Annotated in this window: 18 protein-coding genes; 8 read left to right on the forward strand and 10 right to left on the reverse strand. The window is 42.0% G+C overall.

Going from position 1 to position 17,618, the window contains the following annotated elements:
• Positions 1-59: 59 nt before the first annotated feature.
• A complete protein-coding gene (locus tag N518_RS0104325; RefSeq protein ID WP_005024033.1) occupies positions 60-1,256 on the forward strand; it encodes a CynX/NimT family MFS transporter in 1,197 nt (398 codons plus the stop codon).
• A gap of 36 nt (positions 1,257-1,292) precedes the next feature.
• Here N518_RS0104325 and gshB read toward each other — a convergent pair whose 3' ends face one another.
• Together gshB and pyrE are read right to left on the reverse strand one after the other, a co-directional pair.
• On the reverse strand, positions 1,293-2,237 hold the full coding sequence (gene gshB, locus N518_RS0104330) for a glutathione synthase (RefSeq protein WP_005024030.1): 945 nt from the start codon (positions 2,235-2,237) through the stop codon (positions 1,293-1,295).
• Between the two features lie 309 nt (positions 2,238-2,546).
• The gene (pyrE, locus tag N518_RS0104335; protein WP_005024028.1) at positions 2,547-3,197 is read right to left on the reverse strand and encodes an orotate phosphoribosyltransferase; all 651 of its coding nucleotides are present in this window, start codon (positions 3,195-3,197) and stop codon (positions 2,547-2,549) included.
• Between the two features lie 39 nt (positions 3,198-3,236).
• Here pyrE and N518_RS0104340 point away from each other — a divergent pair, with 39 nt between their 5' ends.
• Both N518_RS0104340 and N518_RS0104345 read left to right on the forward strand, forming a co-directional pair.
• Entirely contained in the window at positions 3,237-4,058 is an 822-nt protein-coding gene (locus N518_RS0104340; protein ID WP_026444015.1) for an exodeoxyribonuclease III, read from the forward strand.
• Between the two features lie 447 nt (positions 4,059-4,505).
• Positions 4,506-4,862, forward strand: a complete 357-nt coding sequence (locus N518_RS0104345) for a Spx/MgsR family RNA polymerase-binding regulatory protein (RefSeq protein ID WP_016801229.1) — start codon at positions 4,506-4,508, stop codon at positions 4,860-4,862.
• A 65-nt stretch (positions 4,863-4,927) separates the two neighbouring features.
• Here the strand turns inward: N518_RS0104345 and N518_RS0104350 are convergent, their stop codons facing one another.
• On the reverse strand, positions 4,928-5,365 hold the full coding sequence (locus tag N518_RS0104350) for a DUF2147 domain-containing protein (protein ID WP_005017798.1): 438 nt from the start codon (positions 5,363-5,365) through the stop codon (positions 4,928-4,930).
• Between the two features lie 159 nt (positions 5,366-5,524).
• Between N518_RS0104350 and N518_RS0104355 the strand changes: the two genes are divergently transcribed.
• The gene (locus tag N518_RS0104355; protein ID WP_005017796.1) at positions 5,525-6,436 is read left to right on the forward strand and encodes an alpha/beta hydrolase; all 912 of its coding nucleotides are present in this window, start codon (positions 5,525-5,527) and stop codon (positions 6,434-6,436) included.
• A gap of 159 nt (positions 6,437-6,595) precedes the next feature.
• Here N518_RS0104355 and N518_RS0104360 read toward each other — a convergent pair whose 3' ends face one another.
• The 3 genes from N518_RS0104360 to N518_RS0104370 all read right to left on the reverse strand — a co-directional run bounded on the left by N518_RS0104360 (position 6,596) and on the right by N518_RS0104370 (position 8,392).
• Positions 6,596-7,363, reverse strand: coding sequence for a transporter (locus N518_RS0104360; RefSeq protein ID WP_017400576.1), 768 nt, complete (start codon positions 7,361-7,363; stop codon positions 6,596-6,598).
• A 14-nt stretch (positions 7,364-7,377) separates the two neighbouring features.
• Complete coding sequence (locus N518_RS0104365) at positions 7,378-7,920, reverse strand: ankyrin repeat domain-containing protein (protein WP_005017789.1); 543 nt, start codon at positions 7,918-7,920, stop codon at positions 7,378-7,380.
• A gap of 118 nt (positions 7,921-8,038) precedes the next feature.
• Positions 8,039-8,392 (reverse strand): HPF/RaiA family ribosome-associated protein, encoded by a 354-nt coding sequence (locus N518_RS0104370; RefSeq protein WP_005017781.1) that lies wholly within the window; start codon positions 8,390-8,392, stop codon positions 8,039-8,041.
• A 694-nt stretch (positions 8,393-9,086) separates the two neighbouring features.
• Between N518_RS0104370 and N518_RS0104375 the strand changes: the two genes are divergently transcribed.
• Positions 9,087-9,824 carry an outer membrane protein OmpK gene (locus N518_RS0104375; protein WP_017400577.1) on the forward strand — a complete coding sequence of 246 codons (738 nt, stop codon included), beginning with the start codon at positions 9,087-9,089 and terminating at the stop codon, positions 9,822-9,824.
• A 100-nt stretch (positions 9,825-9,924) separates the two neighbouring features.
• Here N518_RS0104375 and parE read toward each other — a convergent pair whose 3' ends face one another.
• Together parE and N518_RS0104385 are read right to left on the reverse strand one after the other, a co-directional pair.
• Entirely contained in the window at positions 9,925-11,805 is a 1,881-nt protein-coding gene (gene parE, locus N518_RS0104380) for a DNA topoisomerase IV subunit B (protein WP_017400578.1), read from the reverse strand.
• 15 nt (positions 11,806-11,820) lie between these two features.
• Complete coding sequence (locus N518_RS0104385) at positions 11,821-12,408, reverse strand: YqiA/YcfP family alpha/beta fold hydrolase (RefSeq protein ID WP_017400579.1); 588 nt, start codon at positions 12,406-12,408, stop codon at positions 11,821-11,823.
• A gap of 224 nt (positions 12,409-12,632) precedes the next feature.
• Here N518_RS0104385 and N518_RS0104390 point away from each other — a divergent pair, with 224 nt between their 5' ends.
• Complete coding sequence (locus N518_RS0104390; RefSeq protein ID WP_005404662.1) at positions 12,633-13,964, forward strand: alpha/beta fold hydrolase; 1,332 nt, start codon at positions 12,633-12,635, stop codon at positions 13,962-13,964.
• Positions 13,965-14,100: 136 nt separating this feature from the next.
• Here the strand turns inward: N518_RS0104390 and N518_RS0104400 are convergent, their stop codons facing one another.
• Entirely contained in the window at positions 14,101-14,625 is a 525-nt protein-coding gene (locus N518_RS0104400) for a disulfide bond formation protein B (RefSeq protein ID WP_005024008.1), read from the reverse strand.
• A 23-nt stretch (positions 14,626-14,648) separates the two neighbouring features.
• Positions 14,649-16,226: a glutamate--cysteine ligase gene (gene gshA / locus N518_RS0104405; protein WP_005017771.1), complete on the reverse strand. Its 1,578-nt coding sequence runs from the start codon at positions 16,224-16,226 to the stop codon at positions 14,649-14,651.
• A gap of 206 nt (positions 16,227-16,432) precedes the next feature.
• Here gshA and N518_RS0104410 point away from each other — a divergent pair, with 206 nt between their 5' ends.
• Both N518_RS0104410 and N518_RS0104415 read left to right on the forward strand, forming a co-directional pair.
• Positions 16,433-16,972, forward strand: a complete 540-nt coding sequence (locus N518_RS0104410; protein ID WP_005017768.1) for a DUF924 family protein — start codon at positions 16,433-16,435, stop codon at positions 16,970-16,972.
• Positions 16,973-17,024: 52 nt separating this feature from the next.
• A complete protein-coding gene (locus N518_RS0104415; RefSeq protein ID WP_005024005.1) occupies positions 17,025-17,591 on the forward strand; it encodes a CC0125/CC1285 family lipoprotein in 567 nt (188 codons plus the stop codon).
• Positions 17,592-17,618: the final 27 nt, after the last annotated feature.

Raw genomic sequence — 17,618 nt, forward strand, 5'->3', positions numbered from 1 at the left:
TCATTATAAACTATAAAAAAATTCTCTTAATATTCAAAAAAACTCCAGTATTTTCATGGATGAAAAACGTGGCTCTAGCTTCTTTAAAGACTAATTTTTGCATCATTTTCGCAGGTTACCTAGCCGCTATTCACGTAGGTAAACTATCTGCGGGTTTACCCATTCTACAGCAGGAAATTGGCCTGAGTTTAACTCAGGCAGGTTTAGCGCTTTCGCTGGTACAAGCAGCTGGTATGTGTTTTGCTCTAAGCTTGGGTGGGCTTTCACAATATTTTGGTTTAAAAAGATGTCTTACATTGGGTTTAGTCATTCTAGGCTGTGCAAGCATGGGCAGTTTATGGATTAACGATCTTTATAGCCTGTTTATTTTCCGTTTTATTGAAGGTATTGGCTTCCTTTTTATCACTTTATGTGCTCCAGCTTTGCTTAAACAGCTGAGTACGCCTGAATCACTTAACCTGAAAATGGGGTTGTGGGGATCCTATATGGGATTAGGTGTGGGTCTCGCCCTGCTGTTTATACCATTCCTGTTAGAGTTCTGGAGCTGGCAGCAGATCTGGAATATGCTTGGCTTATCTTGCCTGCTGCTGGCGGCTGTCGTGTACCTACAGTTACCGCCTATCAACAAAATACAAAATAGCTCCTTCCCTTTATTCATTAAGCTTTTGAGAACAACCTTAAGTCATCCGCCTGTACTGATCTTGGCTCTTATTTTTGCCTGCTATACCAGTCAATGGCTGACAGTAATTGGCTTTTTACCGACATTGTATCTTGATGAGCAAATTAATCTAAAAGTTGCCGGAACACTGACTGCTCTTGTTTCAGTCTCTAATATTTTAGGCACGTTTACTTCCGGTTTTTTATTACATCGTGGTCTGGCACCTGCACGGCTCATTAGTACAGGTTTTATACTTATGGTCATGATGTGCTGGCTGGCTTTCTCTACTTATTTTAATTTGTCTTTTGGTCTGAAATATCTGGCTATCATGGTGTTTTCAATATTGGGAGGTTTTATTCCCACTACTATTTTTGCCATTAGTCTGCATTATGCACCACAGCCAAATACCACAGCAACCAGTATCGGGTTAGTCCTACAAGTCTCTGCTTTTGCACAACTTACTGTTCCACCACTGACTGCAGCCTTAATTTCTTATACTCAGCTCTGGAGCATGATCGCTTGGGTCAGTACGATTCTCTCTGTACTTGGTCTGATCTTGACCATACAATTATTTCAGCGCTATCCCTATAAAATATAAAGAAGCCCAGATCTGGGCTTCTTTATATTTCCAGTTTTAAGCTGAGGAGCTGTTTTCCAGAGCTTCAAACAGATCATCTGCAATTGAAGTACCAAACTGGTTATCAATTTCGCGAATACAGGTTGGACTAGTAACGTTAATTTCAGTCACATAATTACCAATAACGTCAAGGCCTACAAAGATCAGGCCCTTCTCCCTCAGGTAAGGTCCAACTTTAGCTGCAATTGCTTTATCATTTTCAGTTAAGAGACGGGCCTCACCCAAACCACCTGCTGCCAGATTACCGCGTATTTCACCATTTTGTGGAATACGCGCCAAGCAGTATGGTACAGGCTCTCCGTTGATCATTAAAATACGTTTATCACCATCAACAATTTCCGGAATATAACGCTGTGCCATAATTGGCTGTTGTCCGAGTTGAGTCAGCATTTCTAGTGTGGAACCAATATTGGCTCCTGTCGCACTTAAGCGGAAAATTCCAGCGCCGCCCATACCATCAAGTGGTTTGACAATCACATCCTGATGTTCTGCAATAAATTCACGAATCAGCTGTTGCTGTGAGGTCACCAGGGTTGGCACCTGCAATTCTGGAAACTGAGTTGCAAACAGTTTTTCGTTACAGTCGCGCAGGCTCTGCGGTTTATTGACAATACGTGCACCTTCCCGCTCTGCCTGCTCCAGAATATAAGTTGTATAGACAAAGTTCATGTCAAATGGCGGATCTTTACGCATCAATACCACATCATAGGCTGCGATTGATTCTTTTTGTTTTTCGCCTAACTCGTAGTAATGATTATAGTCTTCAAATACTTTTAAAGGAGAAATCAGGCCCCAGGCTTTACCCTGATCAATGTATAAGTCTTGCTGTAATGCATAACCGAGTTCATGGCCACGACGGCTGGCTGCCCATAGCATGGCCATGGTTGAGTCCTTTTTCAGATTTACATTTTCGATCGGATCCATCACAACAAGTACGCGCATCTGTCTTTGCTCTATCAATTTTTAATCCAGAAAAGTATAGCGGAGATTAACTGTGCTTTTTTCTCAATTTTAGTAAAGCTTTTATTTCATGTTAAATATCTTTATAAAAAGGGTCAGTATATAAAACCCTGTCAGACCTTAATATTATTGATTATTTTTAGATCCTCTATATAGGCTGATTTTTCCAGGTGATCAAAACGAAATAAAGAACTCAAACTGGTCAGGAGTTATAACTTTATTTGATTGAATAGAAGAATAAAGCCCTATTATAAATAGGGCTTTAAAAGGCTTAAACTGTTCGACCGAATATCAGATCCCATATTTCACTCGATAGGCTTCCATTTTTGAAAGTGCCGCCTTATCGCCCTTCGTTTCTAGATAATTCATCAAGTCTTTCATCGTAATCAGTGCATGTACAGGAATCTCCAGCTCCTTCTGCACTTCCTGAATTGCAGAGAGTTCACCCTGTCCTTTTTCTTGGCGATCAAGTGCAACCAGTACGCCGGCAATTGATGCACCCGCATTTTTAAGGATAGTTACTACTTCACGGATGGCTGTGCCAGCAGTAATCACGTCATCAATAATCCAGACTTTTTTTCCTTGTACTGAAGCACCTACCAGTACTCCACCTTCGCCATGATCCTTGGCTTCTTTACGGTTAAAGCCCCATGGTACACTTACACCATGATTTTGTGATAAAGCCACAGCTGTAGCGGCCACAAATGGAATCCCTTTATAGGCTGGCCCGAAAATTACTTCTACCTGATTGCATTCTGTCAGCTTGTCAGCATAACCTGCTGCCAGTAATGACAATGCTTCGCCATCATTAAGTAAACCTGCGTTAAAAAAATAAGGACTCACACGGCCTGATTTTAAAGTAAACTCACCAAATTTAAGCACACCACGTGATAAGGCAAGTTCGATGAAAGCTTGCGGGTTAAATTGCACAGGCGTTGTCATGAGGTGCTCCAAATTTTTAGATTGAGGTAAGACTTGCGCATGATACCAAAGAGTAGCTATCCAGGTGATCAAAAAATTCTACGTGTAGTTTCAATTAACGTAAACGGTTTACGTTCCTCAGTGACTAAAGGCCTGCTGGAATGGTTGGAACAGTCTGATGCTGATGTAATTTGCATGCAGGAGAGCCGGATTACCCATGCGCAGTGGACCGATAAATTTAAACCAGAAGGCTGGTACACGCATCTGTTTCCAGCTGAGCGTCCAGGCTATGCTGGAACTGCGATCTATAGCCGCCTGCCTTTTATTTCAGTTAAAGATGGCCTAGGTTTTGAACTGGCTGACAGCCAAGGCCGCTTTGTTACAGCTGAATTTGATTTAGGACTCGGCTATCCGGTTTATATCTGTTCACTTTACTTACCATCAGGTTCATCTGGTGATGAAGCACAGGCACGTAAAGATCACTTTTTAGAAGAGTATCAAAAAATCCTTAAGCAGTGGCGAGAGGAAGGCAAATCTATCATTATCTGTGGGGATTATAATATCGTACATAAACGTATTGATATTAAAAACTGGTCAAGTAACCAGAAGTCCTCCGGCTGTCTACCTCATGAACGGGCGTGGCTGGACCATATCTATGATGAACTGGGTTATGTAGATACATTCCGTGAAGTTCGTCCAGAAGCAGAACTTTATTCGTGGTGGTCCAACCGTGGTCAGGCCCGTGCTAAAAATGTAGGTTGGCGAATTGATTACCAAGCTTGTTCACCAGACTGGAAAAACCGTACAGTCAATGCCTGGGTATATAAAGAACAATGGTTTAGTGATCATGCACCAGTCATAATCGACTATAAAATAAACTAAATTAGTGTACACTTGTAAACTCAATGTGAGTTTTTGTCCTACATGATTTGTAGTTATTGTTTCTTTTTATTACAGCTGCTTAAGCGCATTATACCGCTACGGCACAAGGATGGGTCAGGATGACACGAAAAGGATCGGAAGCCGTAGGATGAAGAAAATAATCTAAATGATTTAGCTTATTTTTTAAGGACATGACAATGGACGTTAGCTTGAGACCCGCATGATCAGGATGATTAAATGTGGGTTTTCTCTATTTTAGGACCCTCATTTTGTAAAACCCTCTTGATTTATATATTTTTAAATCTTACTTCTTTATTAAATTATTTTAAGTCTTTCATGTGACAGTCCTGTGTCACTTTCATAAAACTTTAATTTCAATCGAATAGCCAATACTAGTAATTTTAGCTAACCTTTAGTCTTGTCGAAAAGGTTAAAAAAGATAGTAATATGCTGAAAATTTATGGAATTAAAAATTGCAGTTCAATGAAAAAAGCGTTTGATCTGCTCAATGAACTAAACTTGCCCTATGCATTTCATGACTATAAAAAACAGGGAATAGATAAAGAAACTCTCAAGGAATGGCTGGACCAGATGGGAGCTGATGTAATTCTTAATAAAAAAGGAACCACCTGGCGAAAACTTTCGGAAACAGAGCAGCAGAAAGCCCTAGAGAGTGAAGAGCAGCTGCTTCAAACCTTAATCACCCATACCAGCTTGGTCAAACGTCCGGTATTAAAAACACCACAAGGCTATGTAGTAGGTTTTGATGAATTTTCTTATCGAACGCTTGCTGAGAGAAGCTAAGTTTAAAATATAAAAATCCCGGCAATTTTGCCGGGAGTTTTATCGAATTTGACTTTAATTCAAGCTTAGTTAGCGCGAACCCAAGTCTGGTTACGGCCTAGAGCTGATACACCGATATAACCACGCAATTTCAGTTTTTTACCACCTTCAGCCAGCTCACCTTTCAGTTTATAGGTTTTACCTGACTGCGGATCAAGAATGGTACCGCCATCATATTTGTTGGTACCTACACTTTTCAGGTTATGAACAATGGTTAAACCTTTAAGTGACTTGTTTTTGTATGGACCTTCACATTTCGTACAGGCATTTTCCTCACCTTTGGTGAGTACATTCTGAATAGATGCTGTCAGAGTTCCATTTTTCTGTTCAGTAAACTTGACTAAGGCTTTCGCTTGATTAGTCTGGTCGTCTATCGTTTTCCATACTGTACCATTAAGCGGATCAGCTGCATTTGCCAAAGCAGTCACACTGAACAGTCCTAACACAATTGCGATTTTTTTCATTTTTCTAGCTTCCCTTGTCCTGCACTAGTCGACCACCCTAGTATTAAAGAAGTCACAACAAGAATTCAACTTTTGAATGTGACCGTTTAGTGTACGCTTGTAAAAACTGTCGGTAAATACACTTCAATAAAAATAGTAAATCACCATAATGGAAAAAGTATGAAGATTGACCCAATTTTTAAACAATTTTTAGCCGAGTCACTGCTGAAATCGCTGGTACGTAAACCAAGCCAATTTGCTCTTCCTCTTCCTGTACTGCGTACTGCGTTTAATCAGTTGGGCCGAGTCTTTCCCAAAAATCCTGAAGTCGAGATCCGGGCACTCCGGTTAGCCGGTGTTCGCGCAGAAGAAATCAAGCCCCAACCTAATGCTACCCAGATGATTCTACATATTCATGGTGGTGCTTTCTTTTTAGGAGGTTTGGCTACTCACCGGTCTTTTATGACTGAGCTTGCTGCCCGAACCCAGATGCAGGTCGTTCATATTGACTATCCTTTGGCACCAGAGCATCCATACCCCGAAGCTCTGGAAGCTGTATATGATATTTACCAGACTCTACTCGACCAAGATATTCAGCCCAAAGATATTATTTTGTCAGGTGATTCTTGTGGAGCTAATCTTGCATTAGCACTGATTTTACGACTCAAGCAGAATGAACAACCATTGCCGAGTGCACTGGTACTTATGTCACCATTTCTGGATCTGACCTTGACCAGTGAATCCTTACGCTACAACCGTAAACTTGATGCATTATTATCAGTCGAATTACTGGAACGGGGTATTGAATACTATGTACCGCCTTCAATAGATACAGCAGATCCACAGGTTTCACCCTTATTTGGTGACTTCAGCGGTTTACCCCCAACTCTGGTTCAAGTCGGTTCTAAAGAAATTCTGCTAGATGATGCACAGCGTTTTAAGGAAAAGGCCGAAGCTGCTGGAGTTGAGGTAGATTTTAAAATTTATACGGGTATGTGGCATAACTTTTCAATGTTCAGCGCCTGGTTTGATGAAAGTAAACAGGCACTCGCTGACCTGTCTGAATTTGCACATCGAATTGATCGCAGCTGATTTTTAATAAAATCAGAAAGATAGTGTCATTTTATTATTCAACAGGACAGTCAATATAGTTTTATATTCTGTTTATTAATAATAACTAATATCAAATATCAGCAGAAGCCGGCATTTAAATAAATGCCGGCTTTTCACTAATCTTATCTGTATTACTTCCTAAAACAGGTAAGAAATACCTAAACCACCCTGATAATCCGGTGTGTCTCCTGCAAGGCCGACCCCGACGCTAGCATCCAGCTGGGTACGATTATTAACCTGATACATCAGGCCTGAAGCTAGAGAGGTTTCATCTGACCGGCTTTCTGCCTTACGATAAACGAATTCAGAAAAACCGGACAACTTGCCAGCAATCTGATATTCAAATGTAGGTACAGCAGTAACTGCCCAGTTACCATCTTGTACTTCATAACGCATTGTGATTGAAGTATTAACCAGATCATTATAAACATAGGCAACAGCAGAACTCAGACTATAAATATCATCTTCATTACTAAAACCACTATTACCGGTTGCCAGAACAGCTTCTGCCAGAATTGCCATCGATAGACGCTCATCACCTAAGTCTATGGCTTTTTTTACACCAATACTGATATCACCCAAACCGTCATCTTCTGTTGTTTTGCCATTATATTTAGTCTGGGTCCAGGCTGGTCCTTGCCAGCCTAGTTGTAATTCCAGGTCAGGCATTAAACCGGTCCGTAAAAGTGTATCGGCATTTAAATTTAATACTCTCTGTTTTTCGCCAGCCTGATAACTTTTATCATAACTTACTGTCGGTAATCCCTGTTCCCATGCAAGCTGGCCTACCGGTGTAATACTGGTGCCAAAACCTGTACCTGGACGGTCAAAAGAAAAATCGGCAGCCATCGTATGTACGGCTACAGTAGAAAGCATAACAAAAGATAAAGTTTTAGATAAATTCATAAGATTACTCAAAATCAGATTAATTCTTTCGACATTTTTGCGCCATTTTGACGTAGCAGTTCCAATGCATTTTTTTCTTCAGGTAGTGACTGTGTCCAGTCTATTTTATCAAAATCGCAGTCAAAGAATAATTCGCTGATCGATGTGAGAATAGTTTGACCTTCCTCATCACGAGTATTTGGATCTACTTTATGGTCAAGTAAACGTTGTATAGCAGGAGTACAGGCAGCACTTGCAGCATCCCAGAGTGGACCATAAAACTCTTCGGCATCCCATAGGTGTAAATTGGCTTTAGCTTCAATTAAAGCATCAAGTATCGCCAAATGTGGTTGTAATTTTTGCTGTTTTTCCTGCTCTGTCAAAGGTTGATCAGAAGCATAAGCTTCTGAAACGTCTTCCCACCATTGAAACAGGCCATCGCATACTACTGAAATAGGAGGACCTTTTTCAGGATCAATAAAATTCGGGTCGAGCCCCTCATTTAAAAGACGCTGTACCTGCTCCAGATCTAATTCTTCTATGGCCTGGATCAAGGCTTGTTGTGGGGCAGTTAACATATCTTGGCACTCTACAGGAAATTTTCTCCTATTATGCCGAAGAATTATTTATTTGTTGAAAGGAAATTGTTGAATAAAAATAATAAGCCATAAAAAAGCCCCTAAGGGGCTTTTTTTCTTACTCAGGTAATTCATCTGGTATTTCGAGAGTACCACCACGCTGAGGTTCATTTTTTTCAATTAAATGCTCGAGACTACGTTTCAATTTGTCTATAGCTCCATGAATGGCTAAATCGACACTCGGTGCTTTATGCTTGACTGCAACAGGTTTTAATCCGGAAGGACGGGCTTCGATCATACAACGGATATCGTCATCTCCACCTTTTAAGCCGTTCTCATCGGTGATATGAACTGAAAAATGAGTAATTCGCTCATTGTGGCGTTCGAATTCTTGGTTTAGTTCTGCACGCACATAGCTAATCAGACGTTCACTGTTTTGAATATTTTTATCTGTACGGATTTCAATGTTCATAATCTCATCCTCTTCTTTCTGGTCGAATCTTACCTGTGCAAAACTTGTTGGAATTGACACATTATTACGGGTGACTTAAACACAATACTTAATGATTTGCCGAGCAGTTTTTTGTGCCTATCCTCCTGTTTTAGCTCAATTCTCGCTAAAATTTTATTCATGCTGTTATCTTCAATATCGGGCTAAGTTTAAAAATATGCAAGTGAATTCTGTAAAAATTTCTAAAGCATACACAACGGTAACAACACATCACGCTTTTCCCTACAAACCTATTTAGATATATGCATAAATCCTGCTTTAATAAGCCATAGTGGTTTTTGAAGAACCTTCTGCTATATTTTCGAACCGGTTAGACATGCTCCCTTTATAAGAAGATTCGTTTTGAGTTCATAGAATACAGAGATTAAGGTTGCAACTTGTTTTATAATCGGTATGATCTAAATATATAATTTTTCAGACCTATTCCAGATAACTAGAGAAGGGCCAGTTTTTTAACCAGAGAGTTTCAGTAAAATTTCAAGAGTTCCGCTTAAAATTCTTGATGCATTCAGTTTCAGCTTTAATTCCGGGTTTATCTTATATTTGTTTTAGCGCGTCCACTTCGGTGGACTTTTTTTCTTTACTGCTTAAATTTTGTCTTTATTTTTAAACAATAGTGTGTATTCTTTATGCCGTCTACGGGGGAGAGACTGACATGAAATTTAAACATATCGCACTGGCATGTGCTCTAGCAGCAACTGCGTCCATGGCTCAAGCCAAACCAGTCTGGCAGGATTTTAGTATTACCGGACTGTACGGTGAAAACTATGAACTTACTACAGAGCCGGAACAAACTACTGTAACCTTTGAATATGCAGCCAAATTACAATATGGTGATGTATTTGCTTTTGCAGACCGTACTGAAAGCGGCGGTAATAAAGGTACCTATTTTGAATTTTCTCCACGCTTAAGCCTGGGCGAAGTTTCAGGTAAAAAACTGTCTGCCGGCCCAGTTAAAGATGTACTGATTTCAACCACTTGGGAAGGTAATAGCGGTGATGGAATTGAGAGTTTTAACAACTATCTCTACGGTATCGGTTTTGATTTAGCTATTCCTTATACTCAATATGCCAGCATCAACTTTTATCGCGCAAATAATGAAATCCAGAAAGATGACTGGCAGATGACACTCACTTATGGAGTACCGTTTAAATTAGGCAGCCAAGACTTCCTATTTGACGGATTTTTAGACTGGTCAACTGCAGAAGATGACGAAGTAGCTCATGCAAGTGAACTGAACTGGACCAGCCAGCTTAAATGGAATGCCGGTAAATATATTTCACCTGAAACCCGTCTTTACCTAGGTATTGAATATTCTCTCTGGAACAATAAATACGGTGTACCAGATGTACGCGAAAATAACGTAAGTGCGTTAGTAAAATACCATTTTTAAACAACGATTAAATGGTTAAAGCAGAGCCACGGCTCTGCTTTTTAATACTTTGATTTTTTAACTTATATCAAAGTTCTACATTGGACAGATTTTTCTTGGCCTACACTACAATATCAGCCAGATTCCCTTTTTGTTCGAGCCAGTGCTTGCGGTCACTAGAACGCTTCTTGGCCAGTAATTTGTCGAGCAAACCCGCTGTCAGTTGAATATCGTCCAGATCAAGTTGTACCAGACGACGGGTATTTGGATCCATGGTGGTTTCACGAAGCTGGCTGGCATTCATTTCACCCAGACCTTTAAAACGGGTAATCTGTGGAGTCTTGGTTTTGGTCTTTTTCAGGATGGCTTCAAGTTCATCCTCATCCAGAGCGTAATGCACATCCTTACCATCATCAATCCTGAATAAAGGTGGCATTGCTACAAATAAGTGACCCTCTTCAACCAGTGCTGGAAAGTGTTTAACAAATAAGGCACAAAGCAAAGTGGCAATATGCAGGCCATCCGAGTCAGCATCAGCCAAAATACAGACTTTCCCATAACGCAATTCGGACAGATCATCACTGCCTGGATCGACCCCGATAGCAATTGCGATATCATGGACTTCCTGAGAGCCAAGCACTTCATCGGAAGATACTTCCCAGGTGTTCAGAATTTTTCCCCGAATCGGCATGATTGCCTGGAAATTTTTGTCTCGCGCCTGTTTGGCACTACCGCCAGCTGAGTCCCCTTCTACAATAAACAGCTCACTATCTTCACGGGTCAAGCCGGCACAGTCGGCCAGTTTTCCAGGTAAAGCCGGACCCGAAACAATTTTTTTCCGCTCGACTTTTTTAGCCGCCTTCAGGCGCCGGCCAGCTTTAGAGATTGCCATTTCTGCCAGTTGCATGGCAATTTCAGAATTCTGATTCAACCATAGGGTAAAAGCATCTTTAGCAATATTTTGCACAATCGATGATGCTTCACGGCTTGATAAACGTTCTTTGGTCTGACCAGAGAACTGCGGTTCCTGGAATTTTAAAGACAGGATATAATTTACCCCATCCCATACGTCTTCAGCCGAAAGCTTGAGATTACGGGGCAATAGATTACGCAGCTCACAGAATTCCCGTAATGCATCGGTAATGCCTGAACGCAAGCCATTTACATGCGTTCCTCCCTGAGCTGTTGGAATCAGGTTGACATAACTTTCCTGAATCTGTTCACCACCTTCGGTATTCCAGCAGATTGCAAATTCAGCACTGGCTCGTTCTGCCTCACCTGTTGCTACAAAAGCAGGCTGTGGAACAATCTCCCGCTCCTGCAGTTCATCCATAAGGTAATCGACCAGACCGTTTTCAAACTGCCATTCTATTTTTTCATTATTAATTTCATCAATATAATTAACTTTCAGACCAGCTGCCAATACTGCCTTGGCCTTCAAATTATGTTTGAGCGCCTTCAAGGCAAATTTTGGGCTGTCAAAATATCTGGTTTCTGGCCAAAACCGAACTGTGGTTCCACTGGCGCGCTTAGGTGCTTTACCTTCTAGAACTTCTAAGGGTCCAACCGGCTCTCCATGTTCAAAAGCCATTTTGTAAAGATTGCCCTGCCGTTGTACTTCAACCTCTACCCGGGTTGAAAGAGCATTCACTACAGAAATACCTACACCATGCAGACCACCCGAAAACTGGTAGTTATCGGTACTGAACTTACCTCCGGCATGCAGTTTGGTCAGAATAATTTCAATGCCACTCTGACCGTATTCCGGATGAATATCAACCGGCATTCCACGCCCATTGTCCTCAACCGACAATGAGCCATCCTTATAGACCTTAACCGTAATCTGGTTAGCATGTCCTGCCAGTGCTTCGTCTACAGCATTATCAATCACTTCCTGTGCCAGATGGTTAGGACGTGTGGTATCGGTATACATCCCTGGACGGCGACGGACCGGATCCAGACCAGAGAGAACTTCAAGTGATTGAGCCGTATATTGAGACACGTTGTACAATTTCCTTTATTTTATGGAATATGATAAAAATTCAAGCACCATGGGAAGTTTTTCTGCAAAATTGTCCATCCCATGGCTGCCATGCGCTTCAGTCATAATTAATGATGAATGTGCAGGCGCACTATAATAACGCTGAGCCTCTCGATAATCCAAAACTTCATCACCTTGTTGCAGTAATACCAAAATTTTTTCGGCATGCCGGGCAAAAGGAATTGCAAGCTGTTCAAGCTGCTGTAACTGGGCATTATCAAGCGTCCAGTGTTCGGTCACTGGATAAGGAACGGATTCTACAGCAAATAGTTTTCGAAAGAGTAACCATGGTCGCATAGCCGGATTAATCAGTACAGCTGGAATATTATGCTTAGCGACCAGTTGTGTCGCATAAAAGCCCCCCAGACTGCTTCCTACCAAAGCCACATCTTCTAAAGCCTCAATCAGCTCAGAAATTTGTTTTAATGCCTCGACAGGCGGCATATTTAAGTCAGGCAGATGGATCTTGATGTCTGGTAAATGCTCTGCACAGTACTGTTTAAGCAGCCGCCCTTTAATAGAGTCCGAATTACTTTTAAAGCCATGTAAATAAATGATATTCATTAAAATATTTATTATCTCTTAATGTGTCCGAAATTTTAGATCCGAGTGTCTTCCTAAAAATTGATCATTACAGGAAAAAGCAGATTGTTGGACAAAAAAATGCAGCTCATCTCTCTATTCACAGTATGTTTAGCTCATCAGGGATGCGTAGTTTTTATACTCTTAAATATTTAAAAAATAAAGAGCTGGCTACATGTAACCAACAGGCTATCAGGACTATAAATATGCCAAGTTTGACGCCACTGCATGAAACCTATTGTAGATGGGACCGCACGCCACCCAGTCAGGCAGATCTCTTAGAGGGACTGGCACAGCTGGCATCCACCAGTTTAAGCGGTATACATGAACTGGTGCAGATGATTCACCGTGAATTATTATTAAACACATTAGGCATGAGTGAACAGCAGTCCAGATATTTTCAGGCCCTGCCCCGTGTAGAAAAGATTTACCAGTTTTCTTACCGGGCCCTGCAACGCTATGGCCATTATTTTCTTGCACCTGGTTTACGTCAAGTTATTGAGCACTTTCCCGGCCTGCATCGCAAAGACCTGACACCGCAATTACATTCTCTAATTGGTATATTGAACGGTGTATTAGGTGATTATCTTTTAGCACAGCAAAATCCGCTCGCACTTCCTATGGTTCTGTATGAACACCATGGTCGGGTACAACAGGGCCGGCTTAAAGGTAAAGTGGTTATTTTTGTACATGGACTCTGCATGAACCACCTGACCTGGGCCAATTCAAATTTTACAGGTATTGGTGCGCATCTGCTGACACAACCGCATCCCGGTACTATGCTTTATTTAAACTATAATACGGGACGGCGAATTTCTGCCAATGGGCGCAGTTTTGCCAATTTACTGAATGACTTGATCCAGCGTAACCCTGACATTAGCCAGATTGACCTGATTGGTCATAGTATGGGAGGATTAGTGTCTCGTAGTGCCTTATTTTATGGCAAGCAAAATATGCAGGGCTGGTTGAGTAAAGTAGGGAATCTGGTTTGTCTGGGGTCGCCGCATCATGGCGCGGTTCTAGAGCGTTTTGGTTTTACCTTGCAGGAAAAGCTCGGACGTTTCCCCCTGATTAATATGATTGGTAACCTGGTAAATATTCGTAGTAATGGAATTATTGACTTGCGCCATGGCAGTGTTCGTGATGACGACTGGGAATATTTAGATGCGCGTATTGGAACAATGGATGACAGCCGTAAACCTGCGCCCCTGCCTTCACATATTCAGGCCTTTTTTGTAGCGGGTACAGTTGAAGCAGAACATATTAACAGCCGCGCTTTAAAGATTATTGGTGATTATTTGGTGAGTATTAAAAGTGCCTTGGGAGAACATCCCAATCCACGTTTCCAGCTCAAGGTACCTGAACACCACAAGGCAGTATTTTTCGGCTTGAACCATTTTGAGATCCAGTATCATACTCAGGTTGCTCAGCAGATTGTACAGTGGTTCTATCCTGATCCTCTGCTTGAAAATACACGTTTAGATTACTACATTCTGCACACAGAAAATATAAAACTTGAAGATATTGCTGAGACATAAAACATTAAAAGTATAAAATAGCCACTGCTACTCTTAAATAATTTATGGCTCATAAATTATTTAATTATCTGAATTTGAAAGGCCAGCTTGATATATTCCAAGCTGGCCTTTCGATATCTTATCAGGTAGAACCAGATTAATATTTTTTCTTGACTGCTTTGCTATAAGGATAATTACGTACCAGCTGCCATAAGCATAGCATTAACAAGATACAGAAAAATACCAGTGACCAAAACGGTAGCGACTGACCTAAAAATGTCCAGTCTACCATGGCACACTCGCCCGAACCGGTCAGAACCTGCTGAAAAACGGTTTTCAATGGCAGGGCATCTACCAGATAGTCCAGTCCCGGCCCACAGCTTGGCACTTGATCTGGTGGTAAATGCTGCAACCAGACGTGTCGCGCAGCAACACCTACAGACCAGATCATGGCTAAGGTCGCCAAAAAAGCGTAAAGACGTTTGACTATATTCGATACCGGATTATGAATTACTGCCACCAAGGCAACCAAGCCCATCGCAATCAGGCCAATTCGCTGGAAGACACATAAAGGGCAAGGTTCCAGGCCTTTGACATGTTCCAGATAAAGTGCAAATGCCATCCCTACAATACTGGCAATCAGCAATAAACCATTTACGAAGCGATAACTACCCCATTGCATGGATCAACCTCTTGTTATTTTCACTATTGATAATGGGCAAGATAATCTTCAAAACTGATACGGGTATCGGCTTCAAGCTGCTGTTGCTGCTCTAGCGATGTCTGTGCAAGTTTTGTAAAGTATTCCTGCTTCTCTGGTGTAAGTGCATGCTGTTCATAAAAATTGGCATGTTCTTGTGCAAGGTGGCTACCCAGATTCCAGGTTCCACCCCATTTTATCGTATCGGCAATTACATGGGCTGATAAGGTCTCATCAACCTGTTGAATACGCTGTTGCATCAGTTGCAGGGCATGGCTATACAGCTGGGTGTGATAGCCCTCATCCAGCAATACCGCCAGAGGCTGCATGGCCACAACATGTGCCTGAGCCCATTGCTCCAAAGATTGTTCCTGGCCACGTTCAGTGATGTGACTGTTGGGAGCACGGCCCCGGTTGACCACTTCAGCCTGATTATTTTCAATCTGGTCCTGTTCTTCTGGCAGCAGGTCTGGACTGTCTTTTAGCAGACAATATAAAGCCAGCACTTCAAGGAAACCAGCAGTATTTTCGTCAATACCAATCGGATTATAAGGATTAATATCGACGGCCCGCAGTTCCACATAACCGACACCACGGTTTGCTAAAGCCTCAGATGGTGTTTCTCCATCTCTTGGTACTTGTTTTGGCCGGACCAGACTGTAATATTCATTTTCAATCTGGAGTACATGATCATTAATCTGGAGCGGTTCACCATCTGCGTCTTTTAGTCCCAGACGGCTAAACTGAGCGTAAGGGGTTTTCACAGCTTTTTGTAGACCATCCAGGTAGCCAGACAGATTGTTATAGTGAATACCAAGTTGTTTTTGTGCCGAATTCTGGTAGCCAAAACGCCCCATGCGTAATGCGGTAGCATATGGAAGATATAAAGTTCCTTTAACCAGTGGCAGCAAGTGATGTTCGCGACCTGTTAAGAAGCATTGACATACTGACGGACTAGCGCCCACCAGATACATTACCAGTGGTGTCAGGCGGATGAAATTGCGGATTAGGCCAAAATAACGATGGCTGCGATAATCTTGCAGACTTAGCTGTGTTAAGGCTTTGTCTTGCTCATGCTGCTGTAACTGTTCAAAGAGCTCATCGGGAAATGAAAGATTATAATGGACGCCTGCAATAGTCTGCATACGCCGGCCATAACGCACCCCTAAGCCACGGCGATATAGGGTTTTAAACCGGCCGATATTAGATGAGCCATATTGTGCCAGCTGAATACTGTCTTCTTCACGGTCCAGCATACACGGCATTGAAAGCGGCCAGAGTTTTTCCTGATGTTCAAGATGCTGGTAAACCAGTGCATGAATATCTGTCAGTTCAGCCAGCATGGCCTGAATATCGGGTTGAGGGGCCGTAATGAATTCCATCAAGGCTTCAGAGTAGTCAGTGGTAATATGCGGATGAGTGAGCGCCGCCCCCAGGCTGTGTGGATGCGGACCTTGAGAGATAAACCCATTACTTTGCATGCGCAGGCCTTCCCGTTCTACCCCGCGCAACATGCCTTTGAAGAGCGAAGAATCTACCCATGTTGGTATCAAAACTTGAGAGATTGATTCGGGTTGACTCATACATGGCTCACTTTTAAAAACTATTAATTCAAATCATCTAAGTCATGCAGTATAACGCGATTTACCCGCTCTACTGTGACAGTCAACTGATTTTCCGGCAATTATACTGCGTTTATCCCGGCAAATATTTATCACAATCTTGCTGTATAAGACACGGAAAATTTGTGATTTTATTGAAAAATAAATCTTGATAGGTATTAAAGCTTATGAATTATCAGGAGATCCTCGATTTCTGGTTTAATCCTGAGCACCAGTCACTATGGTTTTCAAAAAGTGATACTTTTGATCAGAAAATACGGCAGAACTTTAGCAAAGTTCATGCACAAGCAGTTCAGGCAGAGCTCTGGTCATGGCGCAAAACAGCCGATGGACGCCTTGCCGAGATTATTGTTCTAGATCAGTTCTCCCGCAACCTTTATCGTGACCAGCCGCTGGCTTTTGCACAGGACGGGTTAGCTCTGGCTCTGGCCCAGGAAGCGATCAGCCTGAATCTGGATGCCCAGCTCAATCCTGAACAACGTTCTTTTTTATACATGCCATTCATGCACAGTGAATCAAAAATGATGCATGAATTTGCATTAAAGCTCTTTCAGCGTCTGGGTAATCCGGTTAATCTGGATTATGAAAAACGTCACAAGAAAATTATTGAACGTTTCGGGCGTTATCCGCATCGCAACAAAATTCTGGGCCGTGAATCAACTCCGGAAGAACTGGAATTCCTAGATCAGCCAGGAAGCAGCTTTTAACCTTCCTGCACTCCCCAGCCATTGTGCTGTCCTTCCTGATAGGAGGTGTATGATGAAAAATTTATCTATAGGTTTTGCTCTCGGTACAGCTCTGCTGCTTGGCGGTTGTGCTACTACCCCGCACAAGCCTTTGACATTTGACCAGTTGGGACAATTCTCAAGTTATGCTTTAAATGCGCAGACCTATCGTATCAGTTACCAAGCTCGTGACAATATCAGTTATGGGACTGCAGAAGAAATTACCCTGGTTAAAGCGGCACAGACCACAGTACAAAACGGTTTTCGCTATTTTAAAGTACTGGATGATCCGAGCAACCGTACCCAGCAGCCACCCCGTCAGGCAGTCGTCTATCCAAGCCGGTCCTATTATCCTTCTGCTTATTACCGGCGTTATCCCGGCTTCTGGCCAGATCCGTTTTATGATATGCCACAAGTGGTAAATATTGACCCGGTTCAGGTTTCCTATACTATTGAATGTTACAAGGAGCAGAAAAATGTGCCTCAGGAGGCCTTTGATGCACGCCTTATTCTGTCATCTATTGGACAGAAATATGGAGTCAGTCCAACTGGTCAGCTCCTACAACCCCAGACTGCACCAGCCCAGGACACAACCAAATGATAAAAACAAAAATTAAGGACAAATAAA

It is taken from the genome of Acinetobacter sp. UNC436CL71CviS28, from assembly GCF_000620525.1.
Lineage (GTDB): Bacteria > Pseudomonadota > Gammaproteobacteria > Pseudomonadales > Moraxellaceae > Acinetobacter > Acinetobacter radioresistens.